The following is a 14729-nucleotide window of genomic DNA, read 5'->3' on the forward strand; positions in this document are numbered from 1 at the left end:
TGGAAATAGTATTTGAAAAAGCAAAGCATTAATTAAATATTTTATACGAATATATCTGCCAAATAAAATACAACAAAAAGAAAATTCCCACAAACAAATAACAAGTAAAAATATGTGTTTTGCTTGATTCTTTCACCGTCTAATACATCTAAAACTTTAAACATACTAAGGACAACATAAATAAGTGAAACTGCTGTCCAAGCAAGCATTAGAATGTTATCATGCATAATTAATCCGATATAAGCCAAAGGGACAATGAAAGATATCCCCTTGAGCAAAGTAAACAGGTAAATCAAATTCTTATTTCGTTTCATATTTTCTAATGATGAATTATCGACCACATTCTTTACTTTTCTATACGCATTACCTTCTCCTCGAACAATCAATCTGACCTCATTAATGTTTAATGCAATTAGATAAGCTGCTAGAAATAAAGTTACATATGTTATAATAAACATCTCCTAATTTTATATTTGTGTTTGATTAGCTATTACTCACCCTCAAATTCAACACCATTCATATTTGCTTTTATTCAAATAGCTCCCCTTTAAGACCATTCACTTGATCAGCAATACTTTCTTTAATTGCATGTGGTAACTGATCAATCCCTTTTACAATCCGTTTCTGACCAGTTTTCCTGATTTTTGTAGTCATCTCTTTAAAACACTCTAAAGCAGTATCTGAGATTTCATCATATAGCCCCTGAATTTTCACTAATACACTTAAATATTCTTCGTCACCTTCTTCAAATAGTGACAACCCTTCTTCAAGTTTGTTGATCTTTTCAATACTCTTTAATATTTTATTTTTATCCTTTAACAATTAATCACCCGCCTATTTTAATTATGGTCGATCATCTTTAAGAAATTAGTTGCTGCACTTTTGTATCTCAGGTCTTTCTCGTACTCAGCAACTTGTCTCATATGTTCAATGAATTCATCTTCAAGTCCTTGCAACTGAAGAAATCCAAAGCAAAGACCGTTCCTATAAAGCATATCATCATATTTTGCTTGTAAAGCTCTTTCTTTGTTGTTGATGTTCTCTTTCCTCCTTATTGATTTTAGATAAAAGTATTCTTTATTTTCTAATTTAAATTGATATTTGTTATGAGGAAACCGGGTTAACCCCCTAATTTTGGACACATACTACTCTTAGCTCATTATTTCATAGAATTGCTCTTTATTTTAGGTGAGGCAAGAAAATCATCCTGCCTCATACTCTCACTTCTTTAATCGTTAGCTCTTCTGTTTGGTTTCGTTGATAAAATTCATTTGGTGCTAAATCTAAAATACTCGAATGGATTCTTCGATTATTGTAGAAATCCATGTATTCAGCCACCTCATGATACGCATCTGCGTAGGAATGAAAAGCGAACCGCCTCAAACATTCATACTCTAGTAATCGGTGAAACGACTCGATATGGGCATTCATATTCGGTGTTCTCGGCGGAATGCGTTCATGTTCGATGTGGAACGTTTCACATGCTTTCTGAAACGCTAGAGAAATAAATTGTGGACCATTATCCGTTCGAATGACTGGCTTTGTTTCTCTTTCAAATTGCTGACGCTTAAACAAGGCACGCTGCACGAGTTGGCCAGCGTCGTGTCCGGTACAATGTAAACCAATATGATAATCAATGATGGAACGGTCATATACATCAATGAGCGATAGAATAAAGAAGAAACGCTCTTCACCTTCGATGTAGCCGTATTTAATATCTGCTTCCCACAGCTGATTCGATTCAGTGATGATCCGGTTCCTCGCTAATTTTCTTGGATAGTGGAACTTCACTTCTCGCTGTGGCTGTAGGATATCGAGTTCCTTACATAATCGGTACACTTTCTTTTTGTTAATCTGTAGCGCATACTCGCTTCGAAGGCGGAGGCACAACTTTCGATAGCCATAGACACCGGCTTCACCTGAGATGAGTTCCATCAGCCATTCCTGTATTTGTTCATCCGGTATTTTTTTGCCGTTCTTAGTGAGTGAATAGCCCGGAATGGGTCTGCCCTCACTTACTGACTTTTCTTCTTTCTTGTATTGATAATAGTACGTAGAAGGAGAAATCTCTAAAATCTTCAGGACTTTACGGACGGCATAACCTTTCGCAATCCACTCATTCGCTATTTCAAGCGTTTCAGTAAGTGAGGGTTCTTCTTTTTTAGTACGTCACGGAGAATGGAAATTTCTAAATCTTTTTCGCCTAACAGCTTTTTAAGCTGGTCATTCTCCTCCTCCAACTGTTTGATCCCTGAGGGAGAAACAATATCTTGAATGCCGGAATGATCTAGATTGCCTTTTTCCTGAAAAGCTTTTACCCATTTGCTTACGAGATTTGGACTGAGCTCGTGACGTCTCGCCACCAAAGCTTTATTGCCTGTTTCAATTGCTTCTTGTACCACCTGTTGTTTAAATTCAGCAGAATGTTTTCGTCTTTGCATCACAAAAGCCCCCTTATTTGGCAACCATAAGTATAAAACCACTCTTAGTAGGTGTCCAAATTCATTAGGGGGCTAAATAGAATCCACTTGATCTTCAAATTCCCAAGGGCTTTCATACTGGTTTTCAGTTGCGCCTTTGCTATAGAAAGTTTCAAAAAAGCGACCCTGATATGAGAACACAATTCTATAGTGAATGCTCCACCTAGACGTGTCAGTGATTTCTTCCAGTAGTGAAGATTCCGGCAGCCCCAATTCATTTACCATGTAGTCTTTGTCCAATTTAATTTTCATTTAAAATAACTCCTCTTCCTTTGCAGCATTTACATTCAACTAAAGGCTCGTTGATTTTAGCCATCAGATCATCTAAAAATTTCTTAATATTACTCTTTAAATCTTCAACGTCCTTTCCACTAAACGGTTCTACAATTGGGTAGCTCTGATAGGCTTTAGGTGCAACATTGTAAATTTCAACTTCCCGCTTTGTTTGAAATCTTTTCTCAAGTTTAGGCTTTCTCCGTTTGTACATTGCATTAAGATCTACTACATACTCGTGAGGTTTGTAAAGCTCCAAAACTTTGACCACAGTTAAACAGAAATCATAATCACTTGTGATTCTTGCAAACTTAGGGTTTATATTGGCTTTTATATGGTTTCTGATAATCTTATAGCTTTCTTCTCGGGACAAGTAGCACGGCTTTGTTTCAAGAAGCATTGGATGAGTTTGAATTCTATCCAGTAAGTTATAATTCAAGTTAAAATTATGACTTTGCAGCTTAAGTTCTCCGTCAATCTCTTCAATTACGTTCATTTCAAACTCAATTTTTTGATTCTGTTGTGGGACTTCTTCAAATTTCAAATCATATAGACCTTTCACTTCATAGTATTCACTGTCTTCACCTATGTAAGAAGCTTTAATTACTTTTGGAGTTAATTCAGATTCTTGGAATCCCTTTTTTAATTCATACCTATGATTGATTTTTCTAGCTGGCAATTGCTTTTCAATAATTCTTGGCTCCTTATCTAGTTTAAACCAGTCTGACTTATACGTTTCAGATGCTCGTTTCCCATCGAAAAGCAATTCATCTAATTGACTATGAAAATATCTCTTGCCCTCAATATTGTCTGACACCAAAAAACAGTTACTTGTTTTAATACCAATTAGCTTCATCAAAATTCCCCTTTTTAATTTTATTTTTATTCTTATATCATCTCTGTTTTATCTAGATCTTCTAATTTTATTTTTATCCAACAAATCAATTATGTAAGTCTCATACATGTCATCCCAATAAGGATTTGTTCTTGCTATGTACTTCTTTACTCTCCCATTCTCCTCAATCTTAAAGGTTTGCCCCTTTTGAATATCAGTGAACTTTTTCTTCCTCCAGATTCCCCTGATCAACACTTCAACTTCTTTAACCTCTACTGTTTGCTGCATCACATTCCTCCTTTTTGATTTTCATGCATCAAGCCTGTACAATATTCAAAAACCCTAAAGGATGATGAACATGTGTGGCAGGTTCACTTTATTTTCTGAGTTTGATGACATCATTGAGCAATTCAACATAGATCAATTCTTACCCGAAGGTGAATATCACCCAAGCTATAATGTCGCTCCTTCACAAAACATCCTGACAATCATCAACGATGGATACAATAATCGTCTGGGCAAACTTAGATGGGGTCTTATCCCTCCTTGGGCTAAAGACGAAAAAATCGGTTATAAAATGATTAATGCTCGAGCTGAAACATTGGCCGAGAAACCAAGTTTTCGAAAGCCACTCGTCAGCAAACGTTGTATCATACCCGCTGACAGTTTTTATGAATGGAAGCGTCTTGATCCAAAGACTAAGATTCCTATGCGGATTAAACTTAAATCATCCAATCTCTTTGCTTTTGCTGGTTTATATGAGAAGTGGAACACACCAGTAGGCAATCCACTGTACACTTGCACAATTATTACAACAAAGCCTAATGAGCTTATGGAGGACATTCATGATCGGATGCCAGTTATCCTGACCCATGACAATGAAAAAGAATGGCTCAACCCTAAAAATACTGATCTTGACTATCTACAAAGTTTACTGCAACCATACGATCCTAATGACATGGAAGCATACCAGGTTTCATCTTTAGTGAATTCGCCTAAAAACAATTCACCTGAGCTAATTGAATCCCATTAAGTACCACTGCCATATCGCTTTATATATCACCTTCGCTTAGCTAATATGTTCTAAGTAGGAGGTGATATTTTGTTTGTATCGCCAATGCTATTGCATTCAATAAAAGAGCCATTTGACGACGAGAACTATATCACTGAGCTCAAATTTGATGGAATCAGACTCATCCTTTCTAAATTTGATAATCAGATTAAGCTATACACTCGTCACAACAACGAAGTAACAAGCAAGTTTCCAGAACTCTTAGACTTAGATATTCCAGATGGAACAGTACTCGATGGTGAAGTTATTGTAGCTGCCCCAGGTGGTGCTCCTGACTTTGAAGCTGTAATGGAACGTTTCATGTCCAAAAAGTCAGCTCATAAGATTGTTTACTGTGTTTTTGATGTTATCTATAAAGACGGTCAATCAATAGCAGCTAAGCCAATCACTGAGCGTAAGATAACTCTAAACTCACTTGAGCTAAATCATCCTAATGTCTTTGTAATCGAAGGAATTCAAGGTAACGGACTAGCTTACTTCAACCTGGCCAAAGAAAAGAACTTAGAGGGAATCGTACTCAAGAAAGCTGACTCCCCTTATGAGATCAATAAACGTTCACATAATTGGCTCAAAGTGATCAATTACGATTACACCGAAGTTCTCATAACCGGCTACACGAAAAAGGATATAAAATTCCTTCTGTCTTATCCTGATGGAACTGCAGCTGGATTTATGGAATTCATGCCAAACGCAGAACGTGGCAAATTTCATTCTATGAAACAAGTAAAGTCTGAATCTGATGATTATGTATTTATTGAACCTATCTTATGTAAGGTTAAGCACAGATTTAAGACTAAGCACGGAAAACTCCGCATACCTTCCTTCGAATCCTGGAGAGTATAATCTCTCCGTTACATAACTCCTTAGAGCATAGCCTTTTAAAATTCAATGAAAATTTAGTACATGGATCAATTAGTATTCATCCGTTCATCGAAGCTATAAGGATAATCAACAGTCTCTATAAACCCTATTTCTTTTGCCTTCTGACGGATTTTCATACACCCTTCATAGCTGTATGCCCAAATTTCCTTATAATCTCTTAATTCACCGCATTTCCCTGTTATAATGAACTTTCTAAAGCTGTTGACCAGTTGCCACATGTTGCCTCCATGCGAAAAACCGTTTGGACTACCGTATCCCATTTCATACGGGTAAACGTCATCCCCCGTGTAATCATCAACGAAGAACAGTTTTTTCTTAAATCTGAAATACGCTATGCGATCCTTTGACTTGCGGTAGAATGTACGATGATCAATGTCAGCAATTAGCTTTATCAAGTCATTAATATCATTCATGCGTTTTATTTGCTCTTGATTTGGCAATTTTGTTCCCCCTATTCTAATAAGTTTAATATTTTATTTTGATTCTAATTTGATCACCAATCAAGTCCTAAATCGTCCATAATACTTGTCATTGCATCATCCTCTTCTTCTGTTAATCCGTAATCAGCAAGCCTGTTTAAATAGTCTTCCCGTTCTTGTTTGGTCAATTCTTTTCCCCCTAACACTTTTAAACCATCGCAAACAAGGTATATAAGCTATTATTAAATTTGGAGGTGATGTTATGTTGGAAGTATTTTTGTCCGACTGGTGTCTTGGTACAAATAAAGGCACGAACAGCAACCTCCATTTAGATTCTGTTTAAAAACTATCTTTTATTTAGAAGTCTCTATTGATTTCCAGTCAAACGTTTCAAGTATCTTAAACAGCCGCTCAACTTTCGGTGCTCTCCAAGCTGTCATTGCGTAAGTATGAGCTTCTGAAGTGTAATGGTGCTTATTCAATCTGATGTGTCTCTTTGCTTCTGCTTTGGTCAAAAACATTGTATTTGGTTGTATAATGTGAACCTTTCTTTCTGGAATTAGTTCTGCTTCTTCATCAATATATTTTTGAATCCACTCAATAGCATCATCATAGTCGTCCTCAATTTCTTGCAACTCTGTTAGGGCTTCCTTAGACAGCTCACTATCCTCTTTTATTTCTTCTAGATAAGCATCAAAAACATAGGCTTCTGCAATATATGGCAGGTATACAGAATAACGCTCTGCGTTTTCCTCCCGAGCTTCAACCCATTCATAATCACCGACTGTCCAAAATCGAGGTTCAGCTTGAGAGTCATGATCCTGTGTTTTCAATTCATTTTGAAGCTCTTTTAAAAATTGAATATCCTTGTTCATTCGTTTCCCCCTAATCACGGTTTCATCATCACTATCTGATGATCTTAAATTTCTTTTCTATAGATAAGCAGCGCTGTATTATCGGGTTAACCCCCTAATTTTGGACACATACTACTCTTAGCTCATTATTTCATAGAATTGCTCTTTATTTTAGGTGAGGCAAGAAAATCATCCTGCCTCATACTCTCACTTCTTTAATCGTTAGCTCTTCTGTTTGGTTTCGTTGATAAAATTCATTTGGTGCTAAATCTAAAATACTCGAATGGATTCTTCGATTATTGTAGAAATCCATGTATTCAGCCACCTCATGATACGCATCTGCGTAGGAATGAAAAGCGAACCGCCTCAAACATTCATACTCTAGTAATCGGTGAAACGACTCGATATGGGCATTCATATTCGGTGTTCTCGGCGGAATGCGTTCATGTTCGATGTGGAACGTTTCACATGCTTTCTGAAACGCTAGAGAAATAAATTGTGGACCATTATCCGTTCGAATGACTGGCTTTGTTTCTCTTTCAAATTGCTGACGCTTAAACAAGGCACGCTGCACGAGTTGGCCAGCGTCGTGTCCGGTACAATGTAAACCAATATGATAATCAATGATGGAACGGTCATATACATCAATGAGCGATAGAATAAAGAAGAAACGCTCTTCACCTTCGATGTAGCCGTATTTAATATCTGCTTCCCACAGCTGATTCGATTCAGTGATGATCCGGTTCCTCGCTAATTTTCTTGGATAGTGGAACTTCACTTCTCGCTGTGGCTGTAGGATATCGAGTTCCTTACATAATCGGTACACTTTCTTTTTGTTAATCTGTAGCGCATACTCGCTTCGAAGGCGGAGGCACAACTTTCGATAGCCATAGACACCGGCTTCACCTGAGATGAGTTCCATCAGCCATTCCTGTATTTGTTCATCCGGTATTTTTTTGCCGTTCTTAGTGAGTGAATAGCCCGGAATGGGTCTGCCCTCACTTACTGACTTTTCTTCTTTCTTGTATTGATAATAGTACGTAGAAGGAGAAATCTCTAAAATCTTCAGGACTTTACGGACGGCATAACCTTTCGCAATCCACTCATTCGCTATTTCAAGCGTTTCAGTAAGTGAGGGTTCTTCTTTTTTAGTACGTCACGGAGAATGGAAATTTCTAAATCTTTTTCGCCTAACAGCTTTTTAAGCTGGTCATTCTCCTCCTCCAACTGTTTGATCCCTGAGGGAGAAACAATATCTTGAATGCCGGAATGATCTAGATTGCCTTTTTCCTGAAAAGCTTTTACCCATTTGCTTACGAGATTTGGACTGAGCTCGTGACGTCTCGCCACCAAAGCTTTATTGCCTGTTTCAATTGCTTCTTGTACCACCTGTTGTTTAAATTCAGCAGAATGTTTTCGTCTTTGCATCACAAAAGCCCCCTTATTTGGCAACCATAAGTATAAAACCACTCTTAGTAGGTGTCCAAATTCATTAGGGGGCTAAATAGTTATGAGTGCGACCAGTATTAAAGGAATTGTATTTTATATCAACAACTTCAATTGACTCTGATCTTATGAAACCATTTATTAACCTATCAATTTCAACCCATTCTCCATTACAATACTCATCTTCGAATAGCCTTGTTTTAATCATTATTAATCCCTTTCTTTCAACAATTTCATAACTTACTCTTATCAGCTTCATTTAGACTAATGCTTTTTCTTGCTGTCTTTCGATCAACTTTCGAGAAAATTTTTGAACTCTTATTTTGCGTTTCTCCTCAAGTATCTCTCTTTCGTTGGCTTCTAACATCTTCTTCAGACTCAGATTTTTTCTAATAAGCTCTTTCATTCTGTCCAATTTCTAATCCCCCTTTAAGCAAGATATTTCTTTCTATGCGGTCTTTTATGTATGAAATCAAATGCTAAATCAACTTTCTCCGGTTCCCTTTCCTCTGTTACTCGCTGCGTAACAACAATTAGTTGACCATTTTCTTGGCGATCAATACTCTGAACTGAATATCCTTTAGCAGCGTAATATTCTCCAATAATCTCATCAACGTGGTTGCTAAGCAGATTCCTCTTTATCATTTTTATAACCTCCACTTATTTTATTTTTACTCTTTAAACATTTATATGTATTCCATCCGCAGCCATCAAATACGCTTATGTCCGCTCCTAGGTGCCATTTAAACCAAACTATGTTAAACCAAGCTGTTTCAATTATGTATTTAATATAACCTATCCTCTTGTCCTCCGTTCTGAATAAATAATCCTTTTATTTTAATTCCCTCTTGAACCGATAAAACTGTTTTATTTGATTGAGATCAATTCCAACCCAGCGATTGTCTACTATCCACCCTTTTGGTTCTAATTCACTTACGAAATGCTTCTTCGCTTCAATATCATCAGAATATATGTACAATCTTTCTTCATATGTTATTTCTTCAATTAGTTTCAGAAAAGTTCACCTCTCATTATCATCCAACTATATAAGTAATATCTAATTCAAAATTAAAATCAGGATGAAGTCTCCATAGTTGATGTCCTAAGTAAGTTTTCTTGGCGTAATTTAAGCAGTTTCTTGTGCCACTTTTACTTCCATCATAAACAGCTACTATTGCTTCACTGTGATCAATCATGTACTCATTTCGCTTTTGCATCTTAGCCGGCGAAAACTCTCCTGGTTTATCTCCACTAACTTTATATTTACCTAATTCTTCAACATTAATAATCTCATCTGCAACATCAAGCATACGTTTGTACCACATTTTTTGGTCTGCAGACCAAACTTTATCTTGTTCTTTGAAAGGTGTGGCAATTATGTTTTTGATATGAGGGTATTTCTTCTTTAGAATATGTACACACCAGCAAGCAGCCTGGTCAGTTCCTAATGCTCCTCCAGTTATAAACCTGGACTTCTCTTCTTTTATGATTAACTCCTCAATCACTTCAAGCAGCTTATCTTTGAGTTTGAGCATTGTGGGATTTCTCATATCATAGCCACCCAATTTATTTGGTCTATGACCGGTAAAGCAAACTGTCTTCTTTCTCAGTGTTTCTTGTTCTTCTAATTGCCGCTCACGTTCTTTTCTTTCATCAGCCCACTGCTTTTTCCATTCTGGATCACTTAGTTTTGCAAAATCAATTGCCATGGTTCAGCTCCTTTCTCTTTAAAACAGTCTTTTTATCAGAATCCCCAACTGCCTATTTTCACTTCAATTCCGCTGGATAATGCTACTGTAATTGCTTCAAGCTTTACTTTTATTGAATCACCTTTATCGTTTATCATCCCATAAATCAAGAATGATTCATTGTTTTCTAAAATAATTCCATAATCTGTATATTCAGTATGTCTACCTTTATTCCAAACCACTTTAATAGGATTCCCAACCTTAATAATGTCTGGATTAAAAATGTCAATTTCCTTTTTTAATAACACAGTACTCCTCCTTTAATGTGATAAAACTTCTATCTTATTTAGTTTCTAATGCTGCAATAATCTCTTCTAATTGATCTCTACTGATCCGGTAATATCTAGTGCCATCTGTTCCCCTTTGTGAAATGTTATTTTCAATCATTTCCTTTAAATCAACAACCAATATTTTATTTTTCATTCTTGAGGCCTCCTATCTGATCGTCAGAAAGCTCTTTAATTAACAACTGTCCGAGTTCATCACTAATATATCTCCAGTCAGCTCCTTCAGGCGTTCTAATGCCAAGAGAAAAACCGCCACACAGTGTATCTTCAGCCAACCTTAAAACACCATCACTTGTTTTAAGTAGCTCATGTTTAACCATCCCTTTAATCATTTCTCCTCTTCCTCTCTCTTTAAAATTTTACTTTTATCTAGAATTCATTTGGCTTCCAATACCACAGTTTCTTTTTCAAAATCATTTCTCAATTTGATAATGGAAGTTGATTTTAGATACCCTCTGTCCTTTGTCTTAGCCCATGCAAAAAATCTATTATGCAAAGGAGTGTAAAGGCTTCCTGTGTTAACCATATGCTCATGTTTGTTGCTGATCTTATGCTTTACTCCCCTCATTTGTTTCCAAAAGTTATAGTAAGGGAGCTTAAGTTTTGTCATGAAGCCAGCAGCATCTTCAATTACATAACCCTCTTCCTCAATTGAAAAATCTTGTGACACGTCCAGATACCATCTATAGAAATCTGTCCAGTTACTAAACTCCGCAACTTGTTTTTTGCACTCAATGGATAAACACTCTGCAGTAGCTTTCACTTCACTGTAAGGGAGTTTTTCATATGACATCTGTCTTTTTACTATGTCTAAGAGGACTAGTTTGTCTTGATTGTATTCAATGATATGTGGATCTTTTTCTGGAAGTATTACTTCAAAAACGAATGAAACATTATTTAGCTTCAGATAATATTTAATGGCATTTACCGTAAATTCATCAAAGGTCTTCAAGAACAACTCCTCTACCCATTTCGCATGGTCATTTGATAATTGAGATGTAAAGGATTTAGAAGTGAATACCAACTGATCTGACAAAGAGTCATACCCCACAGTCCCTAAATATCCATTTGCCTTATCGAACACTGTTACAGGAAACTTCATTGTATCTACGAGATGATGCATTCTTGTTTCAGATCGTTCTCCAATGTTAAAAAATTTATCATAGCTTCTACTTACAATTTCATTATTCTGGGTGTTAATAAACAAACCCCTTGCCTTAATATTTGTTTCATCCCACTTTTTCTTTCTAAATGCTTGCTTTGTAAAATTAAATGATGAGATATTGTTTGGCATCTTGTTCTCTTGGACATATTCATGATCACGTAAGTGGGAAACCAAATCATCAATTGTTCCAACAGTTACACTATTACTCTGCACATCACTTGAACTTTGTTTAAAAACTTTATTCTTCACTTCATGCGTTTCAATTCCGTTCTCAGACAGTGTAACGACTCTAAGATGACCTCCTCTTTCCACTTGCCCTTCCAGGTTATAAGATCTTTCTGCTGCTAACACAGGTAAACGGTACATGTTTCTATGTCCATGAATCTGTACAACATTTTGGTCAGCCGTATTTTTTGCAAATTCATAATCAATATCGTCTGAATAATCTCCAACTCCATTGATAAATTGTGTTGTTGCGGTCATCAAGAGATTTTCAGGTACGGTTGAAACTCCTCCATGAGTTACAATGTATGTAGTGTTTTTATATGTAAAGTAAACTAACTGATGAAACTTCCTGGCCAACTGTCTAATGTCTTTTTTATCAATGTTGGATTGTTCGATTTCTGGCTTAGTTTTGTTGTTAAATGTGTTGCTAGGTGTTTCTTCATCATTCCCATACATATTGATATATCTATCATGATTTCCTTCGAGAATAATCACATTTTTATAATCTTTAATTTTGATCATGAATTCTAACAGCTGTGCATTTTCAATACCTCTGTCGATAAGATCTCCTACAAAAATGTATAGTTCATTTTCATTCAAATCACCGTTTAAGTACTCTTGAAGCACAGTATTACACCCATGAACATCTCCGAAAATATGTATCTTTTTATAATCGTCAAAACATCTCGGCTTATAAGTCATCGTGTTTTCAAACTCATCTGGTTTTAGAACAGTTACCCAAGATGGCACTTTTTCTGTTGTCATTCTTTCATAAATATTTAGAATACTGCTTTCAGGAACATGTTTATGTTCAGCCCTCATTTTATTTCTTTTTAAGATTCTCCGAACATTCACATCAGAAAAATCAACTACATATACACGGTATCTATATTTTTGAGCTAGTGGCTTATATCTTGAAATCATGCTTTGCTTTGAATGAGTTGCATCGACAATTGTGAATTCACCGCGATCCATCCTATCTTCAAGCAACTTTAGTAATAAATCCCACACCTTGTTGTCGTGTTTTGGAGAGATTTCATATTTTCCACTTTTGTTTAATACAGGTGACTGAAACAGCAGTCTAATGTTGTCTGCAGAAAGAGTGTATTGCTCAAGTCCATTTTCCTTAATCCAAGTTGATTTCCCCACTCCTGGGCAGCCTCTTAATAACACTAATGTTCTCAAATTCTATCAACCTTTCTGATTTTTATTTGTTTAAAATGCATCTTTTATTCACTTCTTTGTGCATAGCTTTCAAAGAATTCTTCAACTGATCTTAGGTAACGGTATTTATTTGGATCTTCCGGATTTCTGAATCTTTTCGATAGCACCAATGACCAATTAAACATCAACGGGGAAAACCTCGCCCATTTGCTAAAGCTTAACTGAAGACCTTTCCATTCTCTTCCCGCTAATTCTGCTAATTCCAGAATTTGATCTTCTTTTAAATTCACTTCTTCTTCAAACATCACTTGAATTTCTTCGTATGGCTTATGCCCAAAACAACAATGACGTGTTTTTAATCCCATCTCGAAATTTAAAATATCAATTAAATTAATCATTTGTGTATCAAGTTCATCATATGGGATACCATTTCGGATGAATTTTTCTCTTTGGTTTGTTTTCACATTATCCTCCGATAGCAGATTAGAATTCTCACTCACTCCGCGCCCTCCTTCTGACATGCGGGGCATAGAGTTTCAAAACCGTTCCCCTTCTCCGTGAATGTGTAATCATGGTGTAAAGCGCCGTTCATATGCCCCTCCCACGATAACGGATGCCCTATGTTTAAAACCTTCTCTTTACCGCACTTATCGCAAATAACAACCGTTTTGTATATAGTCTCAATCACTTCTTTGTGAAATGCCATTATTCCGCGCCCTCCTTCTTTTCGTAAACATCACCAATGATTCTGATATTCTCTCCGTAGTCACCCGGTACATTGTGGATTCCTCCTGATGTTTCGATTGTTTTGGTCAATCTCACCATTTTAGAAGGGATGGAAAAACCATTGCCGGGATAAATCATTTTTCCAGTTTCGTCCTTTAACCCTGTTCCCCACATGAGAGAAGTATTTTTTGAGCACTAGACGCAATACAGATGGGATAAAGAGCTCCAACGATATTGCGACACAGCCTCCATTCTCCACCCGAGATAATAAGACTCAGCTCACCATCATCCCAATAATGCATCTTCTCGCCGTCCCAAACTCTGTATGCTGTGTTCATTTCGTCCCCCCTTCCAGTGCCAGTTGTGCTGTTGTAATTGCAAATTGAAGGTTGCAAGTATTAGTTTCATTGTTAATTAAAGGCTTGAGAACAGCGATTTTATTTAAAGCTTGTTTGATGCCGTCATTCTCTTTTGTAAGACGTTGAATCTCATCCTGAGCCAGTCGGAGCTCTCTTGAATTTGCTTCCTGTATAGCTTTCCCTTCACCTTCATGGTACCATGTTTCGTACGAGATTAATTGTCCTTTATTTATATTTAAATCAGGTCTCTTTCTTTTTATGTACTTAGCAAAACCACCACACAAAACTGTTTCATCGCTATGACATGCCCAATTATGTCCACTCTTTTCCTTCATCTCAATAATTTGCTTAGGTGTCGGAAGACAGCCATAATTTTGAGCCATTTCAGCTTCATCGCTGTGTGAGAAAGGACAACCCATACATCCCTCACTTCCACAATAAGAACGTTCAATCATATTAATTTCTTTCAACATACATCCCCCTATCTGAATCTCGATAAAACTTACATTTTATCCACTAATTTTAATTTTGTTACCTTAGTGAAAATTACACAATTCAATATGTACTTACTTCTTTGCCCTTACTTTCTTCTTCTCTTAACATATCTTCAGCTATATACATCCCCTCGTAAGCATAATCAATTATTGAATGAAATTCTCCGATGACTCTTCGTAAATTTTCCTCTTCTTTGTATGCTTTTAATCGCAGAATCGTTTTCATTAATTTATCGAGCTTTTCATCAAGCAACATAGCTCCCTTTACCATCTCCTATATACATATTATTTGTATTTGAA

The 14729-nt window shown here is 36.4% G+C and carries 26 protein-coding genes; 2 read left to right on the top strand and 24 right to left on the bottom strand.

Annotated elements, in window-relative coordinates; all coding sequences use genetic code 11:
- Positions 1-41 precede the first annotated feature (41 nt).
- The 8 genes from NSQ09_RS21815 to NSQ09_RS21850 all read right to left on the bottom strand — a co-directional run bounded on the left by NSQ09_RS21815 (position 42) and on the right by NSQ09_RS21850 (position 3879).
- Positions 42-386 carry a hypothetical protein gene (locus tag NSQ09_RS21815; protein WP_042976089.1) on the bottom strand — a complete coding sequence of 115 codons (345 nt, stop codon included), beginning with the start codon at positions 384-386 and terminating at the stop codon, positions 42-44.
- A gap of 142 nt (positions 387-528) precedes the next feature.
- Positions 529-822 (bottom strand): hypothetical protein, encoded by a 294-nt coding sequence (locus NSQ09_RS21820; RefSeq protein ID WP_033885274.1) that lies wholly within the window; start codon positions 820-822, stop codon positions 529-531.
- Positions 823-839: 17 nt separating this feature from the next.
- A complete protein-coding gene (locus NSQ09_RS21825; RefSeq protein WP_033880504.1) occupies positions 840-995 on the bottom strand; it encodes a hypothetical protein in 156 nt (51 codons plus the stop codon).
- Between the two features lie 217 nt (positions 996-1212).
- On the bottom strand, positions 1213-2127 hold the full coding sequence (locus NSQ09_RS21830; protein ID WP_033880480.1) for an IS3 family transposase: 915 nt from the start codon (positions 2125-2127) through the stop codon (positions 1213-1215).
- Positions 2124-2441, bottom strand: a complete 318-nt coding sequence (locus tag NSQ09_RS21835) for a transposase (RefSeq protein WP_014479904.1) — start codon at positions 2439-2441, stop codon at positions 2124-2126. The genes NSQ09_RS21830 and NSQ09_RS21835 overlap by 4 nt, the downstream gene beginning before the upstream one ends.
- Before the next feature lie 72 nt (positions 2442-2513).
- A complete protein-coding gene (locus NSQ09_RS21840) occupies positions 2514-2732 on the bottom strand; it encodes a hypothetical protein (RefSeq protein WP_341032661.1) in 219 nt (72 codons plus the stop codon).
- Positions 2722-3609 (bottom strand): hypothetical protein, encoded by an 888-nt coding sequence (locus NSQ09_RS21845; RefSeq protein WP_341032662.1) that lies wholly within the window; start codon positions 3607-3609, stop codon positions 2722-2724. Before NSQ09_RS21845 ends, NSQ09_RS21840 begins: the two co-directional genes overlap by 11 nt.
- 48 nt (positions 3610-3657) lie before the next feature.
- On the bottom strand, positions 3658-3879 hold the full coding sequence (locus tag NSQ09_RS21850; RefSeq protein WP_114168573.1) for a hypothetical protein: 222 nt from the start codon (positions 3877-3879) through the stop codon (positions 3658-3660).
- A 67-nt stretch (positions 3880-3946) separates the two neighbouring features.
- Between NSQ09_RS21850 and NSQ09_RS21855 the strand changes: the two genes are divergently transcribed.
- On the top strand, positions 3947-4621 hold the full coding sequence (locus NSQ09_RS21855; RefSeq protein WP_341032663.1) for an SOS response-associated peptidase: 675 nt from the start codon (positions 3947-3949) through the stop codon (positions 4619-4621).
- A 69-nt stretch (positions 4622-4690) separates the two neighbouring features.
- Entirely contained in the window at positions 4691-5503 is an 813-nt protein-coding gene (locus tag NSQ09_RS21860; RefSeq protein WP_341032664.1) for an ATP-dependent DNA ligase, read from the top strand.
- Between the two features lie 65 nt (positions 5504-5568).
- On the opposite strand, the gene NSQ09_RS21865 is transcribed toward NSQ09_RS21860, so the two are convergent.
- The 16 genes from NSQ09_RS21865 to NSQ09_RS21940 all read right to left on the bottom strand — a co-directional run bounded on the left by NSQ09_RS21865 (position 5569) and on the right by NSQ09_RS21940 (position 14685).
- Positions 5569-5982 carry a hypothetical protein gene (locus NSQ09_RS21865; protein ID WP_341032665.1) on the bottom strand — a complete coding sequence of 138 codons (414 nt, stop codon included), beginning with the start codon at positions 5980-5982 and terminating at the stop codon, positions 5569-5571.
- Positions 5983-6314: 332 nt separating this feature from the next.
- Entirely contained in the window at positions 6315-6836 is a 522-nt protein-coding gene (locus NSQ09_RS21870; protein WP_213383362.1) for a hypothetical protein, read from the bottom strand.
- A gap of 178 nt (positions 6837-7014) precedes the next feature.
- The gene (locus tag NSQ09_RS21875; protein ID WP_033880480.1) at positions 7015-7929 is read right to left on the bottom strand and encodes an IS3 family transposase; all 915 of its coding nucleotides are present in this window, start codon (positions 7927-7929) and stop codon (positions 7015-7017) included.
- Entirely contained in the window at positions 7926-8243 is a 318-nt protein-coding gene (locus tag NSQ09_RS21880) for a transposase (RefSeq protein ID WP_014479904.1), read from the bottom strand. The genes NSQ09_RS21875 and NSQ09_RS21880 overlap by 4 nt, the downstream gene beginning before the upstream one ends.
- Before the next feature lie 277 nt (positions 8244-8520).
- Entirely contained in the window at positions 8521-8676 is a 156-nt protein-coding gene (locus tag NSQ09_RS21885) for a hypothetical protein (protein ID WP_157883194.1), read from the bottom strand.
- Between the two features lie 14 nt (positions 8677-8690).
- Complete coding sequence (locus NSQ09_RS21890; RefSeq protein ID WP_061187773.1) at positions 8691-8906, bottom strand: hypothetical protein; 216 nt, start codon at positions 8904-8906, stop codon at positions 8691-8693.
- A 187-nt stretch (positions 8907-9093) separates the two neighbouring features.
- Positions 9094-9276 (bottom strand): hypothetical protein, encoded by a 183-nt coding sequence (locus NSQ09_RS21895; RefSeq protein ID WP_268400818.1) that lies wholly within the window; start codon positions 9274-9276, stop codon positions 9094-9096.
- A gap of 19 nt (positions 9277-9295) precedes the next feature.
- Positions 9296-9970: an SLOG family protein gene (locus NSQ09_RS21900; RefSeq protein ID WP_341032671.1), complete on the bottom strand. Its 675-nt coding sequence runs from the start codon at positions 9968-9970 to the stop codon at positions 9296-9298.
- Between the two features lie 35 nt (positions 9971-10005).
- On the bottom strand, positions 10006-10257 hold the full coding sequence (locus tag NSQ09_RS21905; protein ID WP_101502248.1) for a hypothetical protein: 252 nt from the start codon (positions 10255-10257) through the stop codon (positions 10006-10008).
- Positions 10258-10291: 34 nt separating this feature from the next.
- Positions 10292-10432 carry a hypothetical protein gene (locus tag NSQ09_RS21910; RefSeq protein ID WP_154817148.1) on the bottom strand — a complete coding sequence of 47 codons (141 nt, stop codon included), beginning with the start codon at positions 10430-10432 and terminating at the stop codon, positions 10292-10294.
- Positions 10422-10628: a hypothetical protein gene (locus tag NSQ09_RS21915; protein ID WP_032721704.1), complete on the bottom strand. Its 207-nt coding sequence runs from the start codon at positions 10626-10628 to the stop codon at positions 10422-10424. The genes NSQ09_RS21910 and NSQ09_RS21915 overlap by 11 nt, the downstream gene beginning before the upstream one ends.
- A gap of 44 nt (positions 10629-10672) precedes the next feature.
- Positions 10673-12871: an RNA ligase gene (locus tag NSQ09_RS21920; RefSeq protein ID WP_341032675.1), complete on the bottom strand. Its 2199-nt coding sequence runs from the start codon at positions 12869-12871 to the stop codon at positions 10673-10675.
- A gap of 44 nt (positions 12872-12915) precedes the next feature.
- Positions 12916-13332 (bottom strand): hypothetical protein, encoded by a 417-nt coding sequence (locus NSQ09_RS21925; RefSeq protein ID WP_326247918.1) that lies wholly within the window; start codon positions 13330-13332, stop codon positions 12916-12918.
- A gap of 223 nt (positions 13333-13555) precedes the next feature.
- Entirely contained in the window at positions 13556-13714 is a 159-nt protein-coding gene (locus NSQ09_RS21930; RefSeq protein ID WP_326247890.1) for a hypothetical protein, read from the bottom strand.
- 196 nt (positions 13715-13910) lie between these two features.
- Positions 13911-14408 (bottom strand): hypothetical protein, encoded by a 498-nt coding sequence (locus NSQ09_RS21935; RefSeq protein WP_214288413.1) that lies wholly within the window; start codon positions 14406-14408, stop codon positions 13911-13913.
- 82 nt (positions 14409-14490) lie between these two features.
- Positions 14491-14685 carry a hypothetical protein gene (locus NSQ09_RS21940; RefSeq protein WP_003231036.1) on the bottom strand — a complete coding sequence of 65 codons (195 nt, stop codon included), beginning with the start codon at positions 14683-14685 and terminating at the stop codon, positions 14491-14493.
- Between the last annotated feature and the right edge of the window lie 44 nt (positions 14686-14729).

It is taken from the genome of Bacillus sp. FSL W8-1202 (genome assembly GCF_038006165.1).
Taxonomy (GTDB): domain Bacteria; phylum Bacillota; class Bacilli; order Bacillales; family Bacillaceae; genus Bacillus; species Bacillus subtilis.

What these genes read in the sequence shown, in the direction of transcription:
- NSQ09_RS21825 (WP_033880504.1), bottom strand. Translation starts at nt 995, where the DNA reads ATGCTTTATAGGAACGGTCTTTGCTTTGGATTTCTTCAGTTGCAAGGA.
- NSQ09_RS21835 (WP_014479904.1), bottom strand. Translation starts at nt 2,441, where the DNA reads ATGCAAAGACGAAAACATTCTGCTGAATTTAAACAACAGGTGGTACAA.
- NSQ09_RS21840 (WP_341032661.1), bottom strand. Translation starts at nt 2,732, where the DNA reads ATGAAAATTAAATTGGACAAAGACTACATGGTAAATGAATTGGGGCTG.
- NSQ09_RS21845 (WP_341032662.1), bottom strand. Translation starts at nt 3,609, where the DNA reads ATGAAGCTAATTGGTATTAAAACAAGTAACTGTTTTTTGGTGTCAGAC.
- NSQ09_RS21855 (WP_341032663.1), top strand. Translation starts at nt 3,947, where the DNA reads ATGTGTGGCAGGTTCACTTTATTTTCTGAGTTTGATGACATCATTGAG.
- NSQ09_RS21870 (WP_213383362.1), bottom strand. Translation starts at nt 6,836, where the DNA reads ATGAACAAGGATATTCAATTTTTAAAAGAGCTTCAAAATGAATTGAAA.
- NSQ09_RS21880 (WP_014479904.1), bottom strand. Translation starts at nt 8,243, where the DNA reads ATGCAAAGACGAAAACATTCTGCTGAATTTAAACAACAGGTGGTACAA.
- NSQ09_RS21890 (WP_061187773.1), bottom strand. Translation starts at nt 8,906, where the DNA reads ATGATAAAGAGGAATCTGCTTAGCAACCACGTTGATGAGATTATTGGA.
- NSQ09_RS21900 (WP_341032671.1), bottom strand. Translation starts at nt 9,970, where the DNA reads ATGGCAATTGATTTTGCAAAACTAAGTGATCCAGAATGGAAAAAGCAG.
- NSQ09_RS21910 (WP_154817148.1), bottom strand. Translation starts at nt 10,432, where the DNA reads ATGAAAAATAAAATATTGGTTGTTGATTTAAAGGAAATGATTGAAAAT.
- NSQ09_RS21915 (WP_032721704.1), bottom strand. Translation starts at nt 10,628, where the DNA reads ATGATTAAAGGGATGGTTAAACATGAGCTACTTAAAACAAGTGATGGT.
- NSQ09_RS21930 (WP_326247890.1), bottom strand. Translation starts at nt 13,714, where the DNA reads ATGATTTATCCCGGCAATGGTTTTTCCATCCCTTCTAAAATGGTGAGA.
- NSQ09_RS21935 (WP_214288413.1), bottom strand. Translation starts at nt 14,408, where the DNA reads ATGTTGAAAGAAATTAATATGATTGAACGTTCTTATTGTGGAAGTGAG.
- NSQ09_RS21940 (WP_003231036.1), bottom strand. Translation starts at nt 14,685, where the DNA reads ATGTTGCTTGATGAAAAGCTCGATAAATTAATGAAAACGATTCTGCGA.